The organism is Streptomyces sp. NPDC037203 (assembly GCF_055605065.1).
In genome coordinates this window covers 25,730-46,910 of record NZ_JBVJUC010000006.1, presented here as the reverse complement: position 1 = coordinate 46,910, position 21,181 = coordinate 25,730, and the positions used below count along the sequence as shown (strand labels likewise).

The 21,181-nt window shown below is 72.6% G+C and carries 22 protein-coding genes and 1 pseudogene; 18 read left to right on the top strand and 5 right to left on the bottom strand.

Translation table 11 applies throughout. From position 1 onward, the window contains the following. The first annotated feature begins 44 nt into the window (after positions 1-44). The 3 genes and pseudogenes from ACZ7EC_RS18425 to ACZ7EC_RS18415 form a co-directional block, all read left to right on the top strand. A complete protein-coding gene (locus ACZ7EC_RS18425; RefSeq protein WP_471063729.1) occupies positions 45-887 on the top strand; it encodes a helix-turn-helix domain-containing protein in 843 nt (280 codons plus the stop codon). After that, positions 869-1,144: a DUF397 domain-containing protein gene (locus tag ACZ7EC_RS18420; protein WP_471063727.1), complete on the top strand. Its 276-nt coding sequence runs from the start codon at positions 869-871 to the stop codon at positions 1,142-1,144. The genes ACZ7EC_RS18425 and ACZ7EC_RS18420 overlap by 19 nt, the downstream gene beginning before the upstream one ends. Positions 1,145-1,163: 19 nt before the next feature. Continuing rightward, a pseudogene (locus ACZ7EC_RS18415) lies at positions 1,164-1,855 on the top strand (methyltransferase domain-containing protein); the annotation flags it as partial. A 52-nt stretch (positions 1,856-1,907) separates the two neighbouring features. Here the strand turns inward: ACZ7EC_RS18415 and ACZ7EC_RS18410 are convergent. From ACZ7EC_RS18410 to ACZ7EC_RS18400, 3 genes are read right to left on the bottom strand one after another with little or no spacing between them, the layout of a single operon-like run. Continuing rightward, positions 1,908-3,140 carry a hypothetical protein gene (locus tag ACZ7EC_RS18410; protein ID WP_471063725.1) on the bottom strand — a complete coding sequence of 411 codons (1,233 nt, stop codon included), beginning with the start codon at positions 3,138-3,140 and terminating at the stop codon, positions 1,908-1,910. Between the two features lie 4 nt (positions 3,141-3,144). Next, positions 3,145-3,399, bottom strand: coding sequence for a MoaD/ThiS family protein (locus tag ACZ7EC_RS18405; protein ID WP_397985245.1), 255 nt, complete (start codon positions 3,397-3,399; stop codon positions 3,145-3,147). A 51-nt stretch (positions 3,400-3,450) separates the two neighbouring features. After that, entirely contained in the window at positions 3,451-4,275 is an 825-nt protein-coding gene (locus ACZ7EC_RS18400; protein ID WP_471063723.1) for an alpha/beta hydrolase, read from the bottom strand. 178 nt (positions 4,276-4,453) lie between these two features. Here ACZ7EC_RS18400 and ACZ7EC_RS18395 point away from each other — a divergent pair, with 178 nt between their 5' ends. The 15 genes from ACZ7EC_RS18395 to ACZ7EC_RS18325 all read left to right on the top strand — a co-directional run bounded on the left by ACZ7EC_RS18395 (position 4,454) and on the right by ACZ7EC_RS18325 (position 19,222). Beyond that, positions 4,454-5,233 carry a winged helix-turn-helix transcriptional regulator gene (locus ACZ7EC_RS18395; protein WP_471063721.1) on the top strand — a complete coding sequence of 260 codons (780 nt, stop codon included), beginning with the start codon at positions 4,454-4,456 and terminating at the stop codon, positions 5,231-5,233. Between the two features lie 86 nt (positions 5,234-5,319). Beyond that, positions 5,320-6,345 carry a LacI family DNA-binding transcriptional regulator gene (locus ACZ7EC_RS18390; RefSeq protein WP_471063719.1) on the top strand — a complete coding sequence of 342 codons (1,026 nt, stop codon included), beginning with the start codon at positions 5,320-5,322 and terminating at the stop codon, positions 6,343-6,345. A gap of 145 nt (positions 6,346-6,490) precedes the next feature. Further along, positions 6,491-7,549: a S1C family serine protease gene (locus tag ACZ7EC_RS18385; protein WP_471063717.1), complete on the top strand. Its 1,059-nt coding sequence runs from the start codon at positions 6,491-6,493 to the stop codon at positions 7,547-7,549. A 116-nt stretch (positions 7,550-7,665) separates the two neighbouring features. Further along, the gene (locus tag ACZ7EC_RS18380; RefSeq protein ID WP_471063715.1) at positions 7,666-7,914 is read left to right on the top strand and encodes a hypothetical protein; all 249 of its coding nucleotides are present in this window, start codon (positions 7,666-7,668) and stop codon (positions 7,912-7,914) included. 95 nt (positions 7,915-8,009) lie between these two features. Beyond that, positions 8,010-8,744 carry a response regulator transcription factor gene (locus tag ACZ7EC_RS18375; protein ID WP_391743141.1) on the top strand — a complete coding sequence of 245 codons (735 nt, stop codon included), beginning with the start codon at positions 8,010-8,012 and terminating at the stop codon, positions 8,742-8,744. After that, positions 8,741-10,201 (top strand): HAMP domain-containing sensor histidine kinase, encoded by a 1,461-nt coding sequence (locus tag ACZ7EC_RS18370; RefSeq protein ID WP_471063713.1) that lies wholly within the window; start codon positions 8,741-8,743, stop codon positions 10,199-10,201. Before ACZ7EC_RS18375 ends, ACZ7EC_RS18370 begins: the two co-directional genes overlap by 4 nt. A 113-nt stretch (positions 10,202-10,314) precedes the next feature. Further along, positions 10,315-11,241, top strand: a complete 927-nt coding sequence (gene mshD / locus ACZ7EC_RS18365; protein WP_471063711.1) for a mycothiol synthase — start codon at positions 10,315-10,317, stop codon at positions 11,239-11,241. Positions 11,242-11,341: 100 nt separating this feature from the next. Next, a complete protein-coding gene (locus ACZ7EC_RS18360; RefSeq protein WP_471063710.1) occupies positions 11,342-11,728 on the top strand; it encodes a GntR family transcriptional regulator in 387 nt (128 codons plus the stop codon). After that, complete coding sequence (locus ACZ7EC_RS18355) at positions 11,725-12,603, top strand: ABC transporter ATP-binding protein (RefSeq protein ID WP_471063708.1); 879 nt, start codon at positions 11,725-11,727, stop codon at positions 12,601-12,603. The genes ACZ7EC_RS18360 and ACZ7EC_RS18355 overlap by 4 nt, the downstream gene beginning before the upstream one ends. Beyond that, positions 12,600-13,595 carry an ABC transporter permease gene (locus tag ACZ7EC_RS18350; protein WP_471063707.1) on the top strand — a complete coding sequence of 332 codons (996 nt, stop codon included), beginning with the start codon at positions 12,600-12,602 and terminating at the stop codon, positions 13,593-13,595. Before ACZ7EC_RS18355 ends, ACZ7EC_RS18350 begins: the two co-directional genes overlap by 4 nt. Before the next feature lie 207 nt (positions 13,596-13,802). After that, positions 13,803-16,157 (top strand): RNA degradosome polyphosphate kinase, encoded by a 2,355-nt coding sequence (locus tag ACZ7EC_RS18345; RefSeq protein WP_471063705.1) that lies wholly within the window; start codon positions 13,803-13,805, stop codon positions 16,155-16,157. Further along, positions 16,138-17,175, top strand: coding sequence for a CHAD domain-containing protein (locus ACZ7EC_RS18340; protein WP_471063703.1), 1,038 nt, complete (start codon positions 16,138-16,140; stop codon positions 17,173-17,175). The genes ACZ7EC_RS18345 and ACZ7EC_RS18340 overlap by 20 nt, the downstream gene beginning before the upstream one ends. Continuing rightward, entirely contained in the window at positions 17,172-17,591 is a 420-nt protein-coding gene (locus tag ACZ7EC_RS18335) for an NUDIX hydrolase (RefSeq protein ID WP_471063701.1), read from the top strand. Before ACZ7EC_RS18340 ends, ACZ7EC_RS18335 begins: the two co-directional genes overlap by 4 nt. 98 nt (positions 17,592-17,689) lie before the next feature. Continuing rightward, entirely contained in the window at positions 17,690-18,313 is a 624-nt protein-coding gene (locus ACZ7EC_RS18330) for a TetR/AcrR family transcriptional regulator (protein ID WP_471063699.1), read from the top strand. Positions 18,314-18,364: 51 nt separating this feature from the next. After that, positions 18,365-19,222, top strand: coding sequence for an NmrA family NAD(P)-binding protein (locus tag ACZ7EC_RS18325; RefSeq protein WP_471063697.1), 858 nt, complete (start codon positions 18,365-18,367; stop codon positions 19,220-19,222). Between the two features lie 151 nt (positions 19,223-19,373). Here the strand turns inward: ACZ7EC_RS18325 and ACZ7EC_RS18320 are convergent, their stop codons facing one another. Further along, the gene (locus tag ACZ7EC_RS18320; protein ID WP_471063696.1) at positions 19,374-20,372 is read right to left on the bottom strand and encodes an inorganic phosphate transporter; all 999 of its coding nucleotides are present in this window, start codon (positions 20,370-20,372) and stop codon (positions 19,374-19,376) included. A 7-nt stretch (positions 20,373-20,379) separates the two neighbouring features. After that, positions 20,380-21,000, bottom strand: coding sequence for a DUF47 domain-containing protein (locus ACZ7EC_RS18315; protein ID WP_015493282.1), 621 nt, complete (start codon positions 20,998-21,000; stop codon positions 20,380-20,382). Positions 21,001-21,181 lie beyond the last annotated feature (181 nt).

Sequence of the window (21,181 nt, the reverse complement as noted above, 5' to 3'; positions counted from 1 at the left end):
GCGCGGGCCATGTGCCACAAATTCCACAAACCGGGGAGGGTGCGGTGCCGCAGCGACGGGCGACCACGGGTCGCAGCCAGGAGCCGAGGGCTCGCTTCATCGAGGAACTGCGGTTACTCCGGGACGAACGCCAGTTGACCTTCCGGGCGTTGGCCGCGCAGGTGGGCTGGGACCCGACCCTCTTCAGCAAGATGGAGAAGGGCCAGTCGCTCGGCGGCCCGGAGACGGTGGCCGCGCTGGACACGTTCTACGGCACGGGCGACAAGCTGCTCACACTGTGGGAGCTGGCGAAGGCGGACCCGAAGCAGTTCAAGGAGCGGTACTGGCAGTACATGTCGCTGGAGGCCAGGGCGGTCAGCATGTGGCAGTTCGCGCCGTGCATCGTCCCTGGCCTGCTGCAAACCGCGGAGTACGCGACGGAACTGCTCAAGCAGGGCGGGCAGGGCGGAACGGAACTGGAGACGCAAGTGACGGCTCGCATGGGGCGCCGCGAACTGCTGCTCGCGGACGACGGGCCGCAGTTCAGGGCGATCATCGCCGAGACCGTGCTGCGCAGCCCGCTTCGTGATTCGAATGCGTGGCGTACGCAATTGAGCCATCTTCAGGCGATGGGACAGCGCTCCAACGTCATCGTCCAGGTGCTACCGCTGCCGATCGGCCTGCATGCGCTGACGAACACGCACACCATGTTCCTGCGAGGCGCTGAGGGGCGGACCGTCGCTTGGGTCGAGACGGGTTACTCGGGCGAACTCGTCGAAGAGGCAACAGCTGTTGAGTCACTCCAGTTCCGATACGATCGAGTTCGCGATTTGGCCCTATCTCCGGACGAATCGCGCGAGTTCATCAAGCGGATGCTGGAGGAAGCGCCATGCGAGCCATCGATCTGAGCACCGTCACGTGGCGTAAGAGCAGCTACAGCAACCAGGACGGCGGCGCCTGCGTCGAGGTCTCCGACGATCTCCTCCACGGCGCCGACTGGCGCAAGAGTTCCTACAGCAACCAGGACGGCGGCGAGTGCCTGGAGTTCGCCGACAACCTCCCCCTCGTCCCCGTCCGCGACAGCAAGGACACCACCCGCGCCCCCCTCCTCTTCACCGCCCCCGCCTGGAAGGCGTTCGTGAGCGGGGTCAAGGGCGAGCAGTAAGTAGCTCCGGGTACGGACCGCCGCGGCCGACGACAATGTCCCGATCGTCACCCAGTGGGACGACGGCGCGCACCGGGGGACCGGGCCGGGCAGGCTGTCCACCAGTTCCTCGTCCATGCCGTCCGTTGTCTACGGCCGGCGCGCTGACGCACCGTCTCGGTCGCCGTCACGTCACGACCGTCGACGTGGACAGGGCCGTCTCCGCGGCGGCCCGCGACCGGTTGTACCGGCAGGGGCTGTACCCGGAGGTGATCGTCGGCGACGGGTACGCGGGGCATGCGGGCCGGGCGCCGTACGGATGCGTCCTCGCCACGGTCGGCATCCGCCCCGTCCCCCCCCGGCCTGGACCCGGCGGGGTGATCCTCGCGCCCTGGGGCACCGCCTACGGCAACGCGGACGCCGTGGCCCGGCTGACGGTCGGGGGCGAGACCGCCGGGGGTCGCTTCACACGGTCCGTGGAGTTCATGCCGGCAGGCCGTCGCGGACGAACGCGACGGCGCACGGCCCGTCTGGTTCTACGGCCTGTCCGACCTGTCCTGGGCGTGCGTCCTGTTCCGCGACGGGCAGCGGGACGCCTCCGTCTGGCAGTCGGGGCCCCGGCGCCTGTGGGGCGAGGTGAGCGCGGCCTACCGGTGGTGGCGGGAGCGAGGGTCGCCGGACGTGTCCCGGTTCGGGCTCACGGCCGACGCCCTGGGCGGACAGCGGGCGTAGCTGGACGACCCGGCGTACGAGACCTACGTGTGAGGGCGCCCCGACCGCGTGCTCAGCCCAGCACCCGCCCCAGCGCCCACACCACCGGTGCCGCCGCCGACAGGGGGAGGGCGACGCCCGCGGTGAAGTGGACGAAGCGGGAGGGGTAGTCGTAGCTGGCGACGCGGTGGCCGACCAGGGCGCAGGCGCCGGCCAGCGCGCCGAGGAGGGCGCCCCGGGTGCCGAGGCCGGTCATGCCGCCCACCGCGATGCCCGCGCCCGCCGCGGCGAGCAGCGCGACCACGACCGACGCGGGGGTCGGCAGGGGCAGCGCACGCGCCAGCGCGGCGACCGCCACCGCGGCCGCGCCCACCGAGGTCGCGTGCGGGTCGGCGCCCAGGTAGCCGGTGGCCAGGATCGCCAGGGCCGCGGAGGCGACCGTCGCCATCAGGCCGTACATCCGCTCGTCCGGCGAGGCGTGCGAGCGGAGCTGGAGGACCAGGGAGAGCAGGACCCACACACCGAGGGTGCCCAGGATCGCGGCAGGGGCGTTGCCGCGGCCCGCGGCCAGGACCGCCACGTCGGCCGCCAGACCGCCCGCGAACGCCAGCGCGATGCCCTGCCGGGCCGGCCACATGCCGTTCAGCCGGAACCAGCCCGCCGCCGTCACCGCCTGGAGCAGCACCAGCGGGACGGCCAGCGCGTACGAGCCGAGGCCCGCCGCCGCGGCCAGCAGCAGGCCGAGCAGCGCGGTGAGCAGCGCCGGCTGCATGCCGGGCTCGATGATCGGCGAACGGCCCTCCAGGCGGGCCCGCTGCGCGTCGGTGATCCGGGAGTTGCCGGCGAGTGTCGCGGGGCCGTACGAGGGCTCGTCGCCCGACGGCTCCCCGGCGGCCCCGGCCGGGGACTCGGGCGCGGAGACCGGCGCGGCCTGCGCGGGGCCCGCCACCGGCTGCGGCTGCGGCTGCGGCTGCGGCTGCGGCTGCGGCTGCGGCCCAGGCTGCCCCACCTGCTGCTGCCCCGCCCACTGATGCTGCGGCTGCGTCCCCTGCCCGCCCTGCTGGTACCCCTGGCCCTGGTCCGGTCCCGGATAGCCCGTCACCGGTGGCAGGTACGCCGTCGCCTCCGCCGCCTGGACCGGTGCGTGGGTCTGGGTCTCCCAGGTCTGGCCCTGCCAGGTCTGGGTCTGCTGGGGGTCGTAGCCGCCCGGGGGGGCGGGGTGGCCCGGCCAGTCCTGTGGGGGTGTCGGCTGCTGGTAGGCGTCGTAGCCCTCGTAGGGGCCGCCCTGATACGGCTGGTCGGTCATCGACTCACCCTCCTGCGAACGGCGGGAGCACCTCGACCGTGCCGCCCTCGGCCAGCCGTACCGTCTCATGCGCGCGCGTGCCGACGGGGTCGCCGTCGATCAGGTAGGAGCAGCGCTGGAGCACGCGGGTGAGTTCACCGGGGTGCCGGGTGCGGACGGCGGAGAGCGCGTCGGCGAGGGTGGCCGCGTCGTACGGCTCCTCGGCGACACCGGCCGCGGCCTTGGCGGCGGCCCAGTAGCGCACCGTGACCTTGGGCATCTGGTTCCTCAATCGACGGCTGGTAAAAGTCAGTAAGTAACGGAAGCCAGGCTAGCCGCAGCGGCGGGCGGCCCAGTCCCCGATGCGGTCCACCAGGGCGTCGTCCGCGGCGTGCTCGGCGTGGCCCATGCCCGGCTCCAGCCACAGTTCGGCGTGGCCGCCGGAGGCGTCGGCGAGCATCCGCGGGTGGTCGAGCGGGAAGTAGCCGTCCCGGTCGCCGTGCACGATCAGCAGCGGGGTGGGGGCGATCCGGGGGACCGCCTCGACGGGGGAGAGCGGTATGGGGTCCCAGTCGCGGTGGTGGATGCGGGTGCGCAGGCCGTAGCGGCCGACCAGGCGGCCCTCGGGGCGGGTGACCAGCCAGTGCAGCCGGCGCATCGGGGCGGTGCCCCGGTAGTACCAGCGGGCCGGCGAGCTGACCGCGACCACCGCGTCCACCGTGCCCGGACAAAGGGCCGCGTGCCGCAGCACCACCGAGGCGCCCATGGAGAAGCCGACGGTCGCCAGGCGCCCGTGCCCGAAGCCGCGCGCCCAGGCGACGGCGGCGGCCAGGTCGAGGACCTCCTTGTCGCCGACCGTGGAGCGTCCGCCCGAACGCCCGTGGCCCCGGAAGGAGAACGTCACGACGGCGCCGTGACGGGCGAGCCCGGCCGCCACCCTTCGCACATGCGGACGGTCCACGTCCCCCGTGAAACCGTGCGCGATCACCAGGACCGGGGCACCGGGGTCGTATACGGCCGCGCCCGCGTCGTATACGACCTCGACCGGGACGCCGTCCGCCGTGCGCAGGAATGTCCGGACAGGGCCTGGTCTGCCTGTCTCGGCATCCGGACGTACGGTGGAACCTGCCACATCTCCTGCCGGGCGATTGCTCATGTGGGCTATTCTGCTGGGCAGAGGACTCGGGCAGCGTCGCCACCGGGTCCTTTTGTGCTTTCGGAAGCGTTGTATACGGAGTGGCCCCTTCGGGTGCCCCCCGGTGTACGGGCCTTCGGGAACGCAGAGCAGTGCCCGTCCGCACAGTTCTCGCAGGGACCGAGGAGGAACCAGACGTATGAGTTCTCTGCTGCTCCTGACCAACGCCCTCCAGCCGTCGACGGAGGTCCTGCCGGCCCTCGGCCTGCTCCTGCACAACGTGCGGGTCGCCCCCGCCGAGGGCCCCGCCCTGGTCGACACCCCCGGCGCCGACGTCATCCTGATCGACGGCCGGCGCGACCTGCCGCAGGTGCGCAGCCTGTGCCAGCTGCTGCGCTCCACCGGCCCCGGCTGTCCCCTGCTGCTCGTGGTCACCGAGGGCGGGCTCGCCGCCGTCACGGCCGACTGGGGCGTGGACGACGTGCTCCTCGACACCGCGGGCCCGGCCGAGGTGGAGGCGCGGCTGCGGCTCGCCATGGGCCGCCAGCAGCTCACGCACGACGACTCGCCGATGGAGATCCGCAACGGCGACCTCTCCGTGGACGAGGCGACGTACTCCGCCAAGCTCAAGGGCCGGGTGCTCGACCTGACCTTCAAGGAGTTCGAGCTGCTGAAGTACCTCGCCCAGCATCCGGGCCGGGTCTTCACCCGCGCGCAGCTGCTCCAGGAGGTGTGGGGCTACGACTACTTCGGCGGCACCCGGACCGTCGACGTGCACGTACGGCGGCTGCGGGCCAAGCTCGGCCCGGAGCACGAGTCGCTGATCGGCACCGTACGGAACGTCGGCTACCGGTTCGTCACCCCCGAGAAGGGCGACCGCGGCGGGGACGAGGCCAAGGCGAAGGCGAACCGGGCCAAGGCGGACGAGGCGGACGCGTCCGGCGCCCCGGCCGAGACCGAGGTCCACGCGGACGCCTGATCCTCCACACCCTCCGACGGTTTCCCGCGCACAGCCGGGTGTGGAACACCCTGCCCGAGCTGGGTCAATCCGCGTAGACTCCGCGCGTGGCCAAGGTGACTCGGGATGATGTGGCGCGGCTGGCGGGGACTTCCACCGCCGTCGTCAGTTATGTCATCAACAATGGACCCCGGCCGGTCGCACCGGCCACGCGCGAGCGTGTCCTCGCCGCGATCAAGGAGCTGGGGTACCGCCCGGACCGGGTCGCCCAGGCGATGGCGTCCCGGCGCACCGACCTGATAGGGCTGATCATCCCGGACGCCCGCCAGCCCTTCTTCGGGGAGATGGCGCACGCCGTGGAACAGGCCGCCTCCGAGCGCGGCAAGATGGTGCTCGTCGGCAACACCGACTACATCGCCGAGCGCGAGGTCCACTATCTGCGGGCCTTCCTCGGGATGCGGGTCTCCGGTCTGATCCTGGTCAGCCACGCGCTGAACGACCTCGCCGCCGCCGAGATCGACGCCTGGGACGCCCGCGTGGTGCTGCTGCACGAGCGGCCGGAGGCCATCGACGACGTCGCCGTGGTGACGGACGACCTCGGCGGCGCCCAGCTCGCCGTGCGCCACCTGCTCGAACACGGCCACCCGTACGTCGCCTGCATGGGCGGCACCGCGGACACCCCGGCCGTCGGCGACCCGGTCTCCGACCACGTGGAGGGCTGGAAGCGGGCCATGGCCGAGGCGGGCCTGAGCACCGAGGGCCGGCTGTTCGAGGCACCGTACAACCGGTACGACGCCTACCGCGCGGCCCTCGGCATCCTGTCCGGGCCGCAGCGGCCGCCGGCGATGTTCTGCTCCACCGACGACCAGGCGATCGGTGTGCTGCGGGCCGCCCGCGAGCTGCGCATCGACGTGCCCGGCGAGCTGGCCGTGGCCGGCTTCGACGACATCAAGGAGGCCGCGTTCGCCGACCCGCCGCTGACCACGGTCGCCTCCGACCGCTCGGCGATGGCGCGGGCGGCGGTCGACCTGGTGCTGGACGACGGGCTGCGGGTGGCCGGGTCCCGGCGCGAGCGGCTGAAGACGTACCCCTCCCGGCTGGTGGTGCGCCCCTCCTGCGGCTGCGTGCACTGACAACGTCGTCGTCGCGCCTTCTGAGAGGCCGGTGAGAGCCGTCGCCGCGCGCCGAGGGGCGTCTTTATATCGGGCAAACGAGGTTCTGCCGGGCTTCTCAGCACGCACTCAGGAAGCTCTCATGGTCGCCGGGGAGGCTTCTTCCATGACCGAGAGCTTCCGCCGCAGCGGCGAGTACGACTACGACCCGCAGGGTCCGCACAGTCAGAGTCACGGCTACTCCGCTCCCGTGAACCCGCAGTGGCCGCCTCCGCCGGCGTACGAGCCGGCGGCCACGGCCACCTCGCCCCTGCCGCCCGCCGGACCGCAGGGGGCGCCGGAGCCGGGGCGCAAGCGGGCCCGCGGTTCCGTGGCCCTGCTCGCGGCGGTCGCGCTCGTCGCGGCGGCGGTCGGCGGCGCCACCGCGTACGGTTTCCAGGAGCTGGCGGGCAAGAGCGACGCGACCGCCACCGGGACCAGCACCGCCGTGGTGCCGGCCGGCAAGAAGGGCAACGTCGCCGCGATCGCGGCCGCGGTCAGCCCGAGTGTGGTGGAGATCAACGCCACCCTCGCCGACGGCTCCTCCACCGGTTCCGGCGTGGTCATCTCGTCCAAGGGCGAGATCATCACCAACAACCACGTCATCGCGGGCGCGCAGTCGGTCAAGGTGCGCACCAGCGACGGGCACAGCTACACCGCCGACGTGGTGGGCACCGACCGCTCCAAGGACCTCGCGCTGATCAGGCTGGAGGGCGCCTCGGGGCTGCGGGCGGCGAGCCTCGGCAACTCGGACAGCGTGCAGGTCGGCGACTCGGTGGTGGCGATCGGCTCGCCCGAGGGCCTGACCGGCACCGTCACCAGCGGCATCGTCTCGGCGCTCGGCCGGGATGTCACGGTGCCCACGGACGAGAGCCAGGGGCAGGGCCAGGGCGGCGACGGGAGCTGGCCGTTCCAGTTCGGCGGACGCGAGTTCAACGGCGACACCGGCTCGTCCACCACCACCTACAAGGCGATCCAGACGGACGCCTCCCTCAACCCCGGCAACTCCGGCGGCGCGCTGATCGACGCGGCCGGCAACATCATCGGCATCAACTCCGCGATGTACTCGTCGAGCCAGCAGGCGTCCTCGTCCTCGGACGCGGGCAGCATCGGCCTCGGCTTCGCGATCCCCGTCAACACGGTCAAGTCCGACCTGGCCAAGCTGCGGTCGGGCGGGCGGAACTAGGGCCCCACCGGGGCCTCACGTGGGCCCCTCGGGCCCGCACACCGGTCCCACCGGGACCGCACACACCGGTCCCACCGGGGCCGTCCAGCGTCACTCGGGGTGTCTGGAGGAACATCATGATCCAGCTGACTTTCCACCGGGAAGCGGGCCTCTGCCCGGCCGACCTCACCCTCGCCCTCGCCGTGGCACGCCGGCTGCACGCGCCGGCCGCCCCCGAGCCCCGCGCCGCGGAGATCGCCCCGGCGCACGTCCCCCAGCTGATGGGACTGCGCCGCAGCGCCGCGGACCGGCACCACCGCCGGGGCCACAAGGTGCCGCTGCACCGGCTGACCGCGATGCGCAATCTCGCCGCCCTCACGGCCTGACCTCCGGCATCCGTGCCGCCCGGCCCGGCACCATGGCAGGCTGGAGGACAGCTCACCATCCACCACAGAACCCATCCCCCCGAGGAATCGCGAGCATGAGCCCCGCCGAAGGCGACCGTGACACCCAGCGCATCCTGATCGTCGACGACGAGCCGGCCGTACGCGAGGCGCTCCAGCGCTCCCTCGCCTTCGAGGGGTACGACACCGAGGTCGCCGTCGACGGCGCGGACGCGCTGGAGAAGGCCGCGGCGTACCAGCCGGACCTGGTCGTCCTGGACATCCAGATGCCCCGGATGGACGGTCTGACGGCGGCCCGCCGCATCCGGGGCGGCGGGGACACCCTGCCGATCCTCATGCTCACCGCCCGCGACACGGTCGGCGACCGGGTGACCGGCCTGGACGCGGGCGCCGACGACTACCTCGTCAAGCCGTTCGAGCTGGACGAGCTGTTCGCCCGGATCCGCGCCCTGCTGCGGCGCAGCTCGTACGCGGCGGCCGTCTCCCCGGCGGCCCAGGCGGACGAGGCCCTCGCCTTCGGCGATCTGCGCATGGACCTCGCGACCCGCGAGGTCACGCGGGGCGGCCGGCAGGTCGAGCTGACCCGCACCGAGTTCACGCTCCTGGAGATGTTCATGGCGCACCCGCGCCAGGTCCTCACCCGCGAGCAGATCCTCAAGGCGGTCTGGGGCTTCGACTTCGAGCCGTCCTCCAACTCGCTGGACGTGTACGTGATGTATCTGCGGCGCAAGACCGAGGCGGGCGGGGAGCCCCGGCTGGTGCACACCGTGCGGGGCGTCGGCTATGTGCTGCGGCAGGGCGGCGCCGAGTGAACAAGGTCGTACGGCGCTACCGTTCGCTGCCGATCAGGGCCCGGCTGGCCGTCCTGGTCGCGGCGGCGGTGGCGTTCGCGGTCGCGGCGGTGTCGGTGTCGTGCTGGTTCATCGTGGAGAAGAAGCTCTACGACGAGGTGGACAACCGGCTGATGAGCATAAGGCCGTTCTCCCCCGACTACGCCACCACGCTGCTGGCCGCCTGCCCGCAGGCCCCGGCCACCATGGTCGGCCGCTCCCCGGCCTTCGTGTACCTCCAGATGGTGACGGTCGACGGCAAGTTCTGCGTCGTGCCGGACTCCGACGGCGTGGTGAAGGTGACGGCGACGGACAGGAACGCGGCGAAGGGCATGGACTTCCGCAAGCGCCTCTTCTACGACAGCTCCGACAGCGCCGGAAACGACGTGCGGGTCATGGACATGGCCATCCCGACGGGGCCGGGCGAGACCTACCCCGGCATCGTCGTGGTGGCCGCCATCTCCCTGAAGGACACCCAGAAGACGCTGGACGACCTCGCGCTCATCCTGCTCCTCGTCTCCGGCGTCGGCGTGCTGGGAGCGGGCGCCGCCGGTCTCGCCGTGGCCCGCGCGGGCCTGCGCCCGGTCGACCGGCTGACGGAGGCCGTGGAGCAGCTGGCCCGTACCGAGGACCTGACCATCCGCATCCCCGTGGAGGACGACAGCGACGACGAGGTGGCCCGGCTGTCGCGGTCGTTCAACTCGATGACCTCCTCGCTGGCCGGGTCGCGCGTGATGCAGCAGCAGCTGATCGCGGACGCCGGGCACGAGCTGCGCACCCCGCTGACCTCGCTGCGCACCAACATCGAACTGCTCACCCGCAGCGAGGAGACCGGCCGTCCGCTCCCGCCGGAGGACCGCAAGGACCTGCTCGCCTCGGTGACGGCGCAGGTGACCGAACTGGCGTCGCTGATCGGCGACTTGCAGGAGCTGTCCCGGCCGCAGGGGCAGGGCGGCGAGCAGACCCAGATCACCTCGTTCCAGGACATCGTGGAGGCCGCCCTGCGCCGGGCCCGGCTACGCGGCCCGGAGCTGACCATCACGGCGGACCTGGAGCCCTGGTACGTGTACGGGGAGCCGTCCGCGCTGGAGCGCGCCGTGGTCAACATCCTGGACAACGCGGTGAAGTTCAGCCCCGAGGGCGGCACCATCGAGGTCCGGCTGACCGGGGGCGTGCTCACCGTGCGCGACCACGGTCCCGGTGTCCCCGCGGACGAACTCCCCCACGTCTTCGACCGGTTCTGGCGCTCCCCCGGCGCCCGCGCGCTGCCCGGCTCCGGCCTCGGCCTGTCCATCGTCGCCCGTACGGTCCAGCAGTGCGGCGGCGAGGTCGCGCTGGCCCCGGCACCGGGCGGCGGCACGGTGGCGACCGTACGGCTGCCGGGGGCGCCGGTGCCCCCGCCGGAACCGGCCGCGAGCGAGACGGCCGGGCAGCCGTAACCGGCCCCGGCGGCTCCCGGAGCGCCTTCCCGCGACCCTCGGGACGAACACCGGGGCGGACCGCCGGCCGGTGTTCTCGGCGGCGCCCGTGACCGCCCCGTACTCTCGTACGCATGAGCAGCGACGACACCGTACGGGCCTTTCCCGCCCGCTCCATCGAGACCCTTTCCGCGCTCACCCCGGACCAGGCCGAGGCCGTGCTCACCCTGCTCGGCGAGGCCGCGCGGGCCGACGGGCAGCAGCCGGTGTCCGAGCAGGGCCGCCTGCAACTGCGCGGGGGCGCCCGCGAGGGCGTCGCGCACCTGCTGCTGACCGTCGACGGGCAACTCGTCGGTTACGCCCAGCTGGAGGACACCGACCCGGTGGAGGCGCCGGCCGCCGAACTCGTCATCCACCCCGCGCACCGCGGCCACGGACACGGCCGCGCGCTCGGCACGGCCCTGCTCGCCGCCTCCGGCAAGCGCCTGCGGGTGTGGGCGCACGGCGGACACCCGGCCGCCCGCCATCTCGCCCAGGTGCTCGGTCTGACCCTGTTCCGCGAACTGCGCCAGATGCGGCGGGCGTTGACCGGTCTGGAGCTGCCGGAGCCGCAGCTGCCCGAGGGCGTGGGCGTGCGCGCCTTCGAGCCCGGCAAGGACGACGCCGCGTGGCTCGCGGTCAACGCGGGCGCGTTCGCCCACCATCCCGAGCAGGGCTCGCTGACCCAGCGCGACCTGGACGACCGCAAGGCCCAGCCGTGGTTCGACCCGGCCGGGTTCTTCCTCGCCGAGCGGCGCGGGGAGCTGATCGGCTTCCACTGGACCAAGGTGCACGCGGAGGAGGGCCTCGGCGAGGTCTACGTGCTCGGGGTGCGCCCCGGCGAGCAGGGCGGCGGCCTGGGCAAGGCGCTCACCACCATCGGCCTGCGCCATCTCGCCGCACAGGGCCTGCCGACGGCGATGCTCTACGTCGACGCGGACAACAAGGCCGCGGTCGCGGTGTACGAGCGGCTGGGATTCCGTACGTACGAGACGGACCTGATGTACCGCACCGAGACGTGACATAAGGGTCACCAGGCCCCTCAAGGGGCGGCCGCCTTGACGGCCGCCCCTTCTTTGCACCACCCTTTCACTACTCAATTAGTGAAAGGGTGGTGCACGCGTGGTCGATTACCGCATCGACCGGCACAGCGGTGTCGCCACGTACGTCCAGATCGTCCAGCAGACCAAGCAGGCCCTGCGCCTCGGTCTGCTGCGCCCCGGCGACCGGCTGCCGACGGCCCGCGAGGTCGTCGAGGCCACCGCCATCAACCCCAACACCGTCCTCAAGGCCTACCGCGAGCTGGAGCGGGAGGGCCTGGTCGAGGCGCGGCGGGGGCTCGGCACCTTCGTGCGCCGAGCGCTGGGCACCGCGCCCGCCGACTCCCCGCTCCGTGCGGAGCTGGAGGACTGGGCCCGCCGCGCCGGCGCGGCCGGTCTGGAGCGGGATGACGTGGCCGCGATCTTCACCGCCGTACTCGACAAGCACTTCCAGGGAGATCCGTCATGAGCAGCGACACGGCCCTGCGGGCCGACGCTCTGGGCAAACGGTTCGGCCGCCGGGGCGGCGGCTGGGCCCTGCGGGACTGCGCGTTCCGCCTGCCGACGGGGCGCGTGTGCGCCGTCGTGGGCCCCAACGGGGCGGGCAAGTCCACCCTGCTGACCCTCGCCGCCGGGCTCACGGCCCCCACCGAGGGCGCCCTCACCGTCCTCGGCACCACCCCGGCCGAGGCCCGCCCGCGGGTCGGCTACGTCGCCCAGGACAAGCCCCTGTACCCGCAGCTCACCGTCGCGGAGACGCTGCGGATGGGCGCCGACCTCAACCCCGGACGCTGGGACGCGGACCTCGCCGGGCACATCGTCGAGAACCTGGACGCGACCGCCCGGATCCGCACCCTCTCCGGCGGCCAGCGCACCCGCGTCGCGCTCGCCCTCGCCCTCGGCAAGCGGCCCGAACTGCTGCTCCTGGACGAGCCGATGGCCGACCTGGACCCGGTGGCCCGGCACGAGCTGATGGGCACGCTGATGGGCCAGGCCGCGCTGCACGGCACCACGATCGTGCTCTCCTCGCACGTCATCGCGGAGCTGGAGGAGTCCTGCGACCATCTGCTGCTGGTCGCGGGCGGCCGGGTCCGGCTGGCCGGCGAGATCGACGAGCTGCTCGCCGGCCATCTGCGGATCAGCGGCGCCGCCGCAGACGCCGACCTCGGCCCGCACACCGTCGTCGAGTCCCGCGTCACCGGCCGCCAGCTCACCGCGCTGATCCGCCCGGCCGGACCGCTCGCCGGCGACTGGCGCACCACCGCGCCCTCCCTGGAGGAGCTCGTCCTCGCCCACCTGCGGGGCGCCGGCGCACCGAACACCACGAAGGAGCGTGCCGCGTGAGCGCCGTGACCCTGACCGCCGCACCCGCCGACCGGCCCCGGCAGACCCGCTGGCTGCTGCGCCTGCACCGGCCCGCGCTGTACACCTGGGGCGTGCTGTGGCTCGCCCTGGCCGCCCTGCTGATCGCCCTCTCCGGCCCGCTCGCGGACGCGGCGGCCGAGGGCTGGCGCCAGTACGACGCCTGCGGCATGAGCGAGCGGTGCAGCTACGACCAGGCCGCGATCATGCGCTACAAGGACTACTACAACTACGCCACCATCGCCCTGAACGTGCTGCCCTTCCTGGTGGCCGCCTGGGCGGGCGCCGCGCTGACCGGCCGGGAGCTGGAGTCCGGCACCGCCCGCCTCGCCTGGACCCAGGCCACCTCCCCGGCGCGCTGGCTCGCGGTGCGCCTCGCCGTGCCGGCGCTCGGCATCGCCGTCTGCACCGGGCTGCTGGCCTGGCTGCACCACCGCGCCTGGGCCGCCGGGCAGGGCCGGATCGACTCCGCCAAGGACTGGTACGACCGCTTCACCCTGCACGCCAACGGCCCCGTCGTGGTGGCCCTGGCCCTCGCCGGGCTCGCGGCCGGCGCCCTGGCCGGGCTGCTGCTGCGCCGGACACTGCTCTCGCTGGTCGTCGGGGTGGCGGCGAGCGGGGGGCTGCTGGGGCTGGCGTACCAGGCGCTGCCGTACCTGTGGCCGGCGGTCACCCGCGAGAGCCCGGTGAACCACGGCTTCGCCGGCCGCGGGCTGGTGGTCGACGAGGGCATGGTGACCCGCTCCGGCGCCCATGTGCCGATTCCGTCGTGCGACACCCCCGCGTCGTGCGAGACCGCGTACGCGGGCTTCACCGGCCGCTACAGCACCTACCACCCCGCCTCCCACTTCTGGGGGCTCCAGCTCAGCACCAGCGCGCTGGTGCTGGCCGTCGCCGCGCTGCTGGTCACCGGCTGCTTCCTGGTGCTGCGCCGGCAGACCGGGACGCTGCGCACCGCGCGGGCCGCCGCCTGACGCCTTCGCCCACCGGGTGCGGGACCACCCATCGCCGTACGGTCCCGCACCCGCGCTTCCGGACCCGTACGAGCGGGTACGACCGCGCCCGGACCGCCGCGGAATCCGTCGCGTCCGCGACGCCGGCCCCCTGGGAGCCGCCCCGCGCTATCCCGCACGTCATGTCTCCGTAACCATCGATTCAGACGGGCTTGCGACGCTCGGCCAATGAAACCCGTCGTGCCAGAGTCTTCGCCGCCCCCCGAGGGGCCCGCGGGGAACGGGACCGTGACGCTCCCGCCCGCGCGTTCCGACGCGCCTGTCGCCCCGGTCGCGCGGAAGAATGGGTTCATGAGTCAGCAAGACGCCCCGGCAGAGGTTCAGCACCCGCAGCCCCCGGTGGGCTCCATCGCGGCGCACCGGCCGCACACCGTGACCCCCGCGGTCTCCGACCTGGAACCCGACATCGACGCGGATCTCGACGCGTACGAGGACTCCCGGACCGACGGCGCCCCGCTGCCCCGTGGCCGGTTCCTCGACCGGGAGCGCAGCTGGCTCGCGTTCAACGAACGCGTCCTCGAACTGGCCGAGGACCCGAACACGCCCCTGCTGGAGCGGGCCAACTTCCTCGCGATCTTCGCCAGCAACCTGGACGAGTTCTTCATGGTCCGGGTCGCCGGACTCAAGCGCCGCATCGCCACCGGCGTGGCCACCCGCTCCGCCTCCGGGCTCCAGCCGCGCGAGGTCCTGGAGATGATCTGGGCCCGCTCGCGCGAGCTGATGGCCCGGCACGCCGCCTGCTACCACGAGGACGTCGCCCCCGCGCTCGCGGAGGAGGGCATCCACCTGGTGCGCTGGAGCGAGCTGACGGACAAGGAGCAGGCCCGCCTGTTCACGCTGTTCCGGCACCAGATCTTCCCGGTGCTCACCCCGCTGGCCGTCGACCCCGCGCACCCCTTCCCGTACATCTCCGGCCTGTCCCTGAACCTGGCCGTCGTCGTGCGCAACCCGGTCAGCGGCCACAAGCACTTCGCGCGCGTGAAGGTGCCGCCGCTGCTCTCCCGCTTCCTGGAGTCCAGCCCCGGCCGGTACGTCCCCGTCGAGGACGTCATCGCCGCGCACCTGGAGGAGCTGTTTCCGGGCATGGAGGTGCTGGAGCACCACGCCTTCCGGCTCACCCGCAACGAGGACCTGGAGGTCGAGGAGGACGACGCGGAGAACCTCCTCCAGGCCCTGGAGAAGGAACTGATGCGGCGCCGCTTCGGGCCGCCGGTGCGCCTGGAGGTCGAGGAGTCCATCGACCGCGAGGTGCTCGACCTGCTGGTGCGCGAGCTGAAGATCTCCGAGGCCGAGGTCTACCCGCTGCCCGGCCCGCTCGACCTGACGGGGCTGTTCCGCATCCACGGTCTGGACCGGTCCGAGCTGAAGTACCGCAAGTTCATCGCCGGCACCCATCGCGACCTGGCCGAGGTCGAGTCGGCCTCCCCGCCCGACATCTTCGCCGCGCTGCGCCAGCGGGACGTGCTGCTGCACCACCCGTACGACAGCTTCTCCACCTCCGTGCAGGCCTTCCTCCAGCAGGCCGCCGACGACCCGGACGTCCTCGCGATCAAGCAGACCCTGTACCGCACCTCGGGCGACTCCCCGATCGTGGACGCGCTGATAGACGCCGCCGAGTCCGGCAAGCAGGTCCTGGTGCTGGTGGAGATCAAGGCCCGCTTCGACGAGCACGCCAACATCAAGTGGGCGAAGAAGCTGGAGGAGGCCGGCTGCCACGTCGTCTACGGACTGGTCGGCCTGAAGACGCACTGCAAGCTGTCGCTGGTGGTCCGCCAGGAGGGCGAGACCCTGCGCCGCTACAGCCACGTCGGCACCGGCAACTACCACCCGAAGACCGCCCGGCTCTACGAGGACCTCGGCCTGCTCACCGCGGACCCGCAGGTCGGCGCGGACCTCTCCGACCTGTTCAACCGGCTCTCCGGCTACTCCCGCCGGGAGACCTACCGCCGGCTGCTGGTCGCCCCCAAGTCGCTGCGGGACGGCCTGATATCGCGGATCACCAAGGAGATCCAGCACCATCGCGCGGGCCGCCCGGCGTTCATCCGCATCAAGGTCAACTCGATGGTGGACGAGGCCGTCATCGACGCCCTCTACCGGGCCGCCCAGGCGGGCGTGCCGGTGGACGTCTGGGTCCGCGGCATCTGCGCGATCCGGCCCGGCGTGCCGGGGCTCTCGGAGAACATCCGGGTCCGCTCGATCCTCGGCCGCTTCCTGGAGCACTCCCGCGTGTTCGCCTTCGGCAACGGCGGCGAGCCCGAGGTGTGGATCGGCAGCGCCGACATGATGCACCGCAACCTCGACCGGCGGATCGAGGCCCTGGTGCGGGTCGTGGACCCCGGCCACCGCGCGGCCATCAACCGGCTGCTGGACACCGGCATGTCCGACACCACCGCGTCCTGGCACCTCGGCGCGGACGGCGAGTGGACGCGGCACGCGGTGGACGCGGACGGCCAGCCCCTGCGCAACATCCAGGAGATGCTCATAGACGCCCGGAGGCGCCGGCGTGGCACAGCGACACCTTGACCCGACGGACCCCACGGCCGAGGTGGTGACGGGGGACGACCTCGCGGGCTATCTGCGCGCGCGGGCAACGGAGTTCCTGCGCGCCCTGCGGCTGCACCGGGAGACGGGGGGCGCCACGGGCTCCGGCGAGGAATCCGTCGACGCGGCCCGCGCCCTGCGCCGCTCGGCCCGGCGCATCAGCGGCAGCCTGCACACCTACCGGCCGCTGCTCGACCCCGCCTGGTCGGAGTCGATGCGGCCCGAACTGGCCTGGATTTCGGGGACACTGGCCCTGGAGCACGCGTACGAGGCCCGGCTGGAGCGGCTGTTGCAGGCGCTGCACCGGCTGTCGGGGGCGGCGTCCTTCCCCGAGCAGGTGGCGGTGTCCGGCGGCCCCGCGACCGCTCCGCCGGAGCGCGGCAACCTGACGGTGGGCGCGGCGAAGGCGGGCGCCCTGCTGGACCGCCAGCTCACCCTCGCCCGGACCCGTGCCCACTCCACCGCCCTCCAGGCGCTCGGCTCCAGCCGCTTCCACGCGGTCGCCGACAAGATCGCCGTGCTGGCCAGCGAGGTCCCGCTCATCCCCGCCGCCGCCACCACCGACCTGCGCCCGCTGGCCGGCGCCGCGCGCGAGCGGCTCACCGATGCCATCGCCGCGCTGCCGCTGCTCACCGCGGGCCACCCGTACAACGCGGAGGCCCTGATCCACGGCCTGTCCCCGGATCCGTCCCCGCACCCCCAGGACGGTCCCTGGCACCAGGTACGGCTGCTGCTGCGCCTGCACCGCTACGCCCGCGAGGTGCTGGACCCCGGTACCGCCGCCGACGTCCGCCTGCTGACGGCGGGCCAGGCCCTGAACCGGCACCGCGACGCCGCCGAGGCGGCCGCCGCCGCGGCCCAGGCCGCCCGCACCCCCCGCATCGCCCCCGCCACGGCCTACGCCCTCGGCGTCCTGCACGCGGACCAGCGGCACGAGGTGGAGGCGGCCCGGTTCGCCTTCCAGCGGGCCTGGCAGCGGGAGGCGGTGGAGACGGTATGACCGAGCCCCCCGTACGGGCCGCGGGCTGCGTCCTGTGGCGCCGCTCCCCCACCGGTGACATCGAACTCGCCCTGGTCTACCGCCCCAAGTGGGCCGACTGGTCCTGGCCCAAGGGCAAGCTGAAGCGGGGCGAGACGCCGCGGGCGGCGGCACTGCGCGAGGTCCAGGAGGAGACCGGTCACACCTGCCGGCTCGGCGCGCCCCTGCCGACCGCCCGCTACACCGACCACGCGGGCCGCCCGAAGGAGGTCACCTACTGGGCCGCCGAGTCCACGGGCGGCACCTTCACCCCCAACGCCGAGGTCACCGCCCTCCGCTGGCTCCCCCCACCCGAGGCCCGCACCCAGCTGACCCACCCCCGCGACAGGGACCTGATCCCGGCGGCCCTGACGGCGATCACGAAGTTGCCCGGCTAGGGCCTGTCGCCTCGATCCGGCGAGCCCGAGTTGCCACAGGTCCGCCTTCCGGGCTACTTTCGATACGCAACCGTAGCGTATCGAAAGTAGGGGCAGGCGTGACCGGCACATCGAGTGACTCGGCAAGCGGCGGTACGGCCGGGCCCCCCGTCATGGGACGCCCGCGTGATGCCAGTCGCGACCTGGCCATTCTTGATGCCACGCTGGCACTGCTGACCGAAGTGGGCTACGAGCAGCTGTCCATGGAGGCGGTGGCGAGCCGTTCCGGGGCAGCGAAGACGACGATCTACCGTCGCTACCGCGACAAGGCCGCGCTGGTCGCGGCCGCGGTCGAGCATCGCTCGCACGCCACGCCTCCCGAGCCTGCCGCAGGCGACCTGCGAGGAGACCTGCTCGGGCTGGTCGCCTGGCTGGGCCGGCAGATCGCCGAGCAGGAGATCGGCCTGCTGGGGGCGTTGTTCGCCGGTATGCGCAGCGACGCGCGCCTGGCGGAGGAGATGCGCCGCATTCTGCGTCGGGACGAGAAGGCGATGACCGACGAGCCGCTGCGCAAGGCCATCCGGCACGGAGAACAGCTGTCTGTCCGGGCTGCCGAACTGTTCGCCGAGGTCGCCCCGGCCGTCATCGTCCACCGCATCGTGATCGCGGGCGAGCCGTGCGACGAGGCGTTCATCGAGCACCTCGTCGACGACATCCTCCTGCCGCTCCTGCGCAGCCACTGACACCACCCCGCCTGCGCCCGGCGCACCGCCGAAACGAAAGGGAACACCCTCGTGATCGTCATCACCGGAGCGACCGGCGCCCTGAACGGCACCACCGTCGAGCACCTCCTCAAGCGCATGCCCGCCGACCGGATCGGCGTCAGCGTCCGCGATGTCGCCAAGGCTCGGCACTTCGCCGACCGCGGCGTGCGAGTCCGCCAGGGCTCCTACGAAGACCCGGCCGCCCTGCGGCACTCCTTCGAGGGTGCCGAGCAGGTCCTGCTCGTCTCCTCCAACGATCCGCACGCCGATGCCGTCGCCTTGCACCGTGTCGGCATCGAGGCCGCCGTGGCAGCCGGAGCCGGGCGCATCCTCTACACCAGCCACCAGGGCGCCGGTGCCGACAGCCCCTTCCACCCGGCGCGTGATCACGCCGCCACCGAACAGCTCCTGGCCGACTCGGGCGTCGCCTGGACCGCGCTGCGCAACGGCTTCTACGCCCACAGCCTCGCCTGGCTGCTGGGCCCCTGGCGGCAGACCGGCACCATCGCCGCCCCGGCCGACGGGCCGGTCTCCTGGACCGACCGCGCCGATGCCGCCGAAGCGGCAGCGGTCATCCTGGCCGGTGAGCGGGCCTTCGACGGTCCGGTCACGCTCACCGCCCGGCAGGCGGTGACGTACGACGAAGTCGCCGCGATGGCATCGGCGGCCAGTGGCCGTGAGGTCACCCGCGTGACGCTGGACGACGAGGCATGGGTCGCGGACCGGGTCGCCGCCGGCTCTCCGGAGGCGATGGCGCGGATGACGCTCACCACTTTCCAGGCCGCCCGGCAGGGCCGCTTCGCGGGCGTCGATCCGTTGCTCGCCGAGCTCCTGGGCCGGGAGCCCCGCAGCGTCGCCGACCAACTCGCGGATGCGGACGCCGCCTGAGAGTGGCGGCGGTGGCGTGCCCAGCGGGGGGATCTCACCCGGCCGTCAGGGCAAAAGAAAGCCCACCCGTTCAGGACAGAAGAAAGCCCACCCGTCTCGTCGGCCGTGCGGCCGAGCGGGATGGGTGGGCGAGGGGGCGGGAGGGGGGCGGTCAGAGGACCGTCAGCTTCACCACGCCGAAGGCCAGCGCCGCGACCAGGGCGGCCGCCGGCATCGTGATGAACCAGCCCAGGACGATGTTCTTGGCCACGCCCCAGCGGACCGCGTTCACCCGCTTCGTCGCGCCGACGCCCATGATGGCCGAGGTGATGACGTGGGTCGTGGAGATCGGCGCCTTGAAGAGGTACGCCGTACCGAACATGATCGACGCACCGGTCGCCTCCGCGGCGAACCCCTGCGGCGGATCCAGCTCGATGATCTTCCGCCCGAGGGTCCGCATGATGCGCCAGCCGCCCGCGTACGTGCCGAGCGACAGCATCATCGCCGAGACCAGCTTCACCCAGACCGGGATCGGGTCCTCGTAGGTCGCGTGCCCGGCGATGACCAGGGCCATCACCACGACGCCCATCGTCTTCTGGGCGTCCTGGAGGCCGTGGCCGAGCGCCATGCCCGCCGCGGAGACCGTCTGCGCGATGCGGAAGCCCCGCTTGGCCTTGTGCGGGTTGGCGCGGCGGAACAGCCACATGATCAGCAGCATCACGAGGTAGCCGACGACCAGGCCGACGACGGGGGACAGGAACATCGGCACGATGATCTTGTCGACCACGCCGCCCCAGTGGACCGCCGTACCGCCCGCGAGCGCCGCCCCCACCAGGCCGCCGAACAGGGCGTGCGAGGAGGACGAGGGCAGGCCGAAGTACCAGGTGACCAGGTTCCAGGCGATCGCGCCGAGCAGCGCGGCGAAGAGGATGCCCATCCCCGTGCCGCCCGACGGCGTCTCGATCAGCCCCTCGCTGACCGTCTTGGCGACGCCGGAGCCGAGGAATGCGCCGGCGAGGTTCATCACGGCGGCCATCGCCAGCGCCGCCCGCGGGGTCAGCGCCCGCGTGGAGACCGAGGTGGCGATCGCGTTCGCCGAGTCGTGGAAGCCGTTGGTGTACGTGAACAGGAGCGCGACCGCTACGGTCACGATCAGAGCCAGGGTGTCCATCGACGCCTCAGGACTCCTTGACGGCGATGGTCTCCACCGTGTTCGCCACGTGCTCGAACGCGTCCGCCGCCTCTTCCAGCACGTCCACGATCTGCTTGAGCTTCAGCACCTCGATCGCGTCGTACTTGCCGTTGAAGAGGTGCGCCAGCAGCTTGCGGTGGATCTGGTCGGCCTGGTTCTCCAGCCGGTTGACCTCGATCCAGTACTCGGTGAGGTTGTCCATGGTGCGGAGGTTCGGCATCGCCTCCGCGGTCAGCTCGGCCGCGCGGGCCAGCACCTCGATCTGCTGCTCGACGCCCTTGGGCAGTTCCTCGACGTTGTAGAGGACGACGAGGTCGACGGCCTCCTCCATGAAGTCCATGATGTCGTCCAGGGAACCGGCGAGGGCGTAGATGTCCTCGCGGTCGAACGGCGTGATGAACGAGGAGTTCAGCTGGTGGAAGATCGCGTGCGTGGCGTCGTCACCTGCGTGTTCCGCTGCCCGCATACGCTCTGCGATCTCGGCTCGGGCGGAGGAGTCCGCCCCGAGCAGTTCCATCAGGAGTTTCGAGCCGGTGACGATGTTGTCCGCGGAGGCGGCGAACATGTCGTAGAAGCTCGTCTCCCTGGGGGTCAGACGAAAGCGCACGTGGGGTCCTCGGGGTGCTTCGGTTTCGGTCAGGCTGATGCTAGGCGCATCATCCGGCCACGGCTATCGGGCCGCCCTCCAGTGTCGCCCATCGGGCAGAGCGATCATCACAGGGGCGTACCAAGGCCGCCCTACCCAGCAAAATTCGGTACCATATACCCAGTAGGGGTATGCCGGGCGA

What these genes read in the sequence shown, in the direction of transcription:
- ACZ7EC_RS18420 (WP_471063727.1), top strand. Translation starts at nt 869, where the DNA reads ATGCGAGCCATCGATCTGAGCACCGTCACGTGGCGTAAGAGCAGCTAC.
- ACZ7EC_RS18410 (WP_471063725.1), bottom strand. Translation starts at nt 3,140, where the DNA reads ATGACCGACCAGCCGTATCAGGGCGGCCCCTACGAGGGCTACGACGCC.
- ACZ7EC_RS18405 (WP_397985245.1), bottom strand. Translation starts at nt 3,399, where the DNA reads ATGCCCAAGGTCACGGTGCGCTACTGGGCCGCCGCCAAGGCCGCGGCC.
- ACZ7EC_RS18400 (WP_471063723.1), bottom strand. Translation starts at nt 4,275, where the DNA reads ATGAGCAATCGCCCGGCAGGAGATGTGGCAGGTTCCACCGTACGTCCG.
- ACZ7EC_RS18395 (WP_471063721.1), top strand. Translation starts at nt 4,454, where the DNA reads ATGAGTTCTCTGCTGCTCCTGACCAACGCCCTCCAGCCGTCGACGGAG.
- ACZ7EC_RS18385 (WP_471063717.1), top strand. Translation starts at nt 6,491, where the DNA reads ATGACCGAGAGCTTCCGCCGCAGCGGCGAGTACGACTACGACCCGCAG.
- ACZ7EC_RS18380 (WP_471063715.1), top strand. Translation starts at nt 7,666, where the DNA reads ATGATCCAGCTGACTTTCCACCGGGAAGCGGGCCTCTGCCCGGCCGAC.
- ACZ7EC_RS18375 (WP_391743141.1), top strand. Translation starts at nt 8,010, where the DNA reads ATGAGCCCCGCCGAAGGCGACCGTGACACCCAGCGCATCCTGATCGTC.
- mshD (WP_471063711.1), top strand. Translation starts at nt 10,315, where the DNA reads ATGAGCAGCGACGACACCGTACGGGCCTTTCCCGCCCGCTCCATCGAG.
- ACZ7EC_RS18355 (WP_471063708.1), top strand. Translation starts at nt 11,725, where the DNA reads ATGAGCAGCGACACGGCCCTGCGGGCCGACGCTCTGGGCAAACGGTTC.
- ACZ7EC_RS18345 (WP_471063705.1), top strand. Translation starts at nt 13,803, where the DNA reads ATGAAACCCGTCGTGCCAGAGTCTTCGCCGCCCCCCGAGGGGCCCGCG.
- ACZ7EC_RS18335 (WP_471063701.1), top strand. Translation starts at nt 17,172, where the DNA reads ATGACCGAGCCCCCCGTACGGGCCGCGGGCTGCGTCCTGTGGCGCCGC.
- ACZ7EC_RS18320 (WP_471063696.1), bottom strand. Translation starts at nt 20,372, where the DNA reads ATGGACACCCTGGCTCTGATCGTGACCGTAGCGGTCGCGCTCCTGTTC.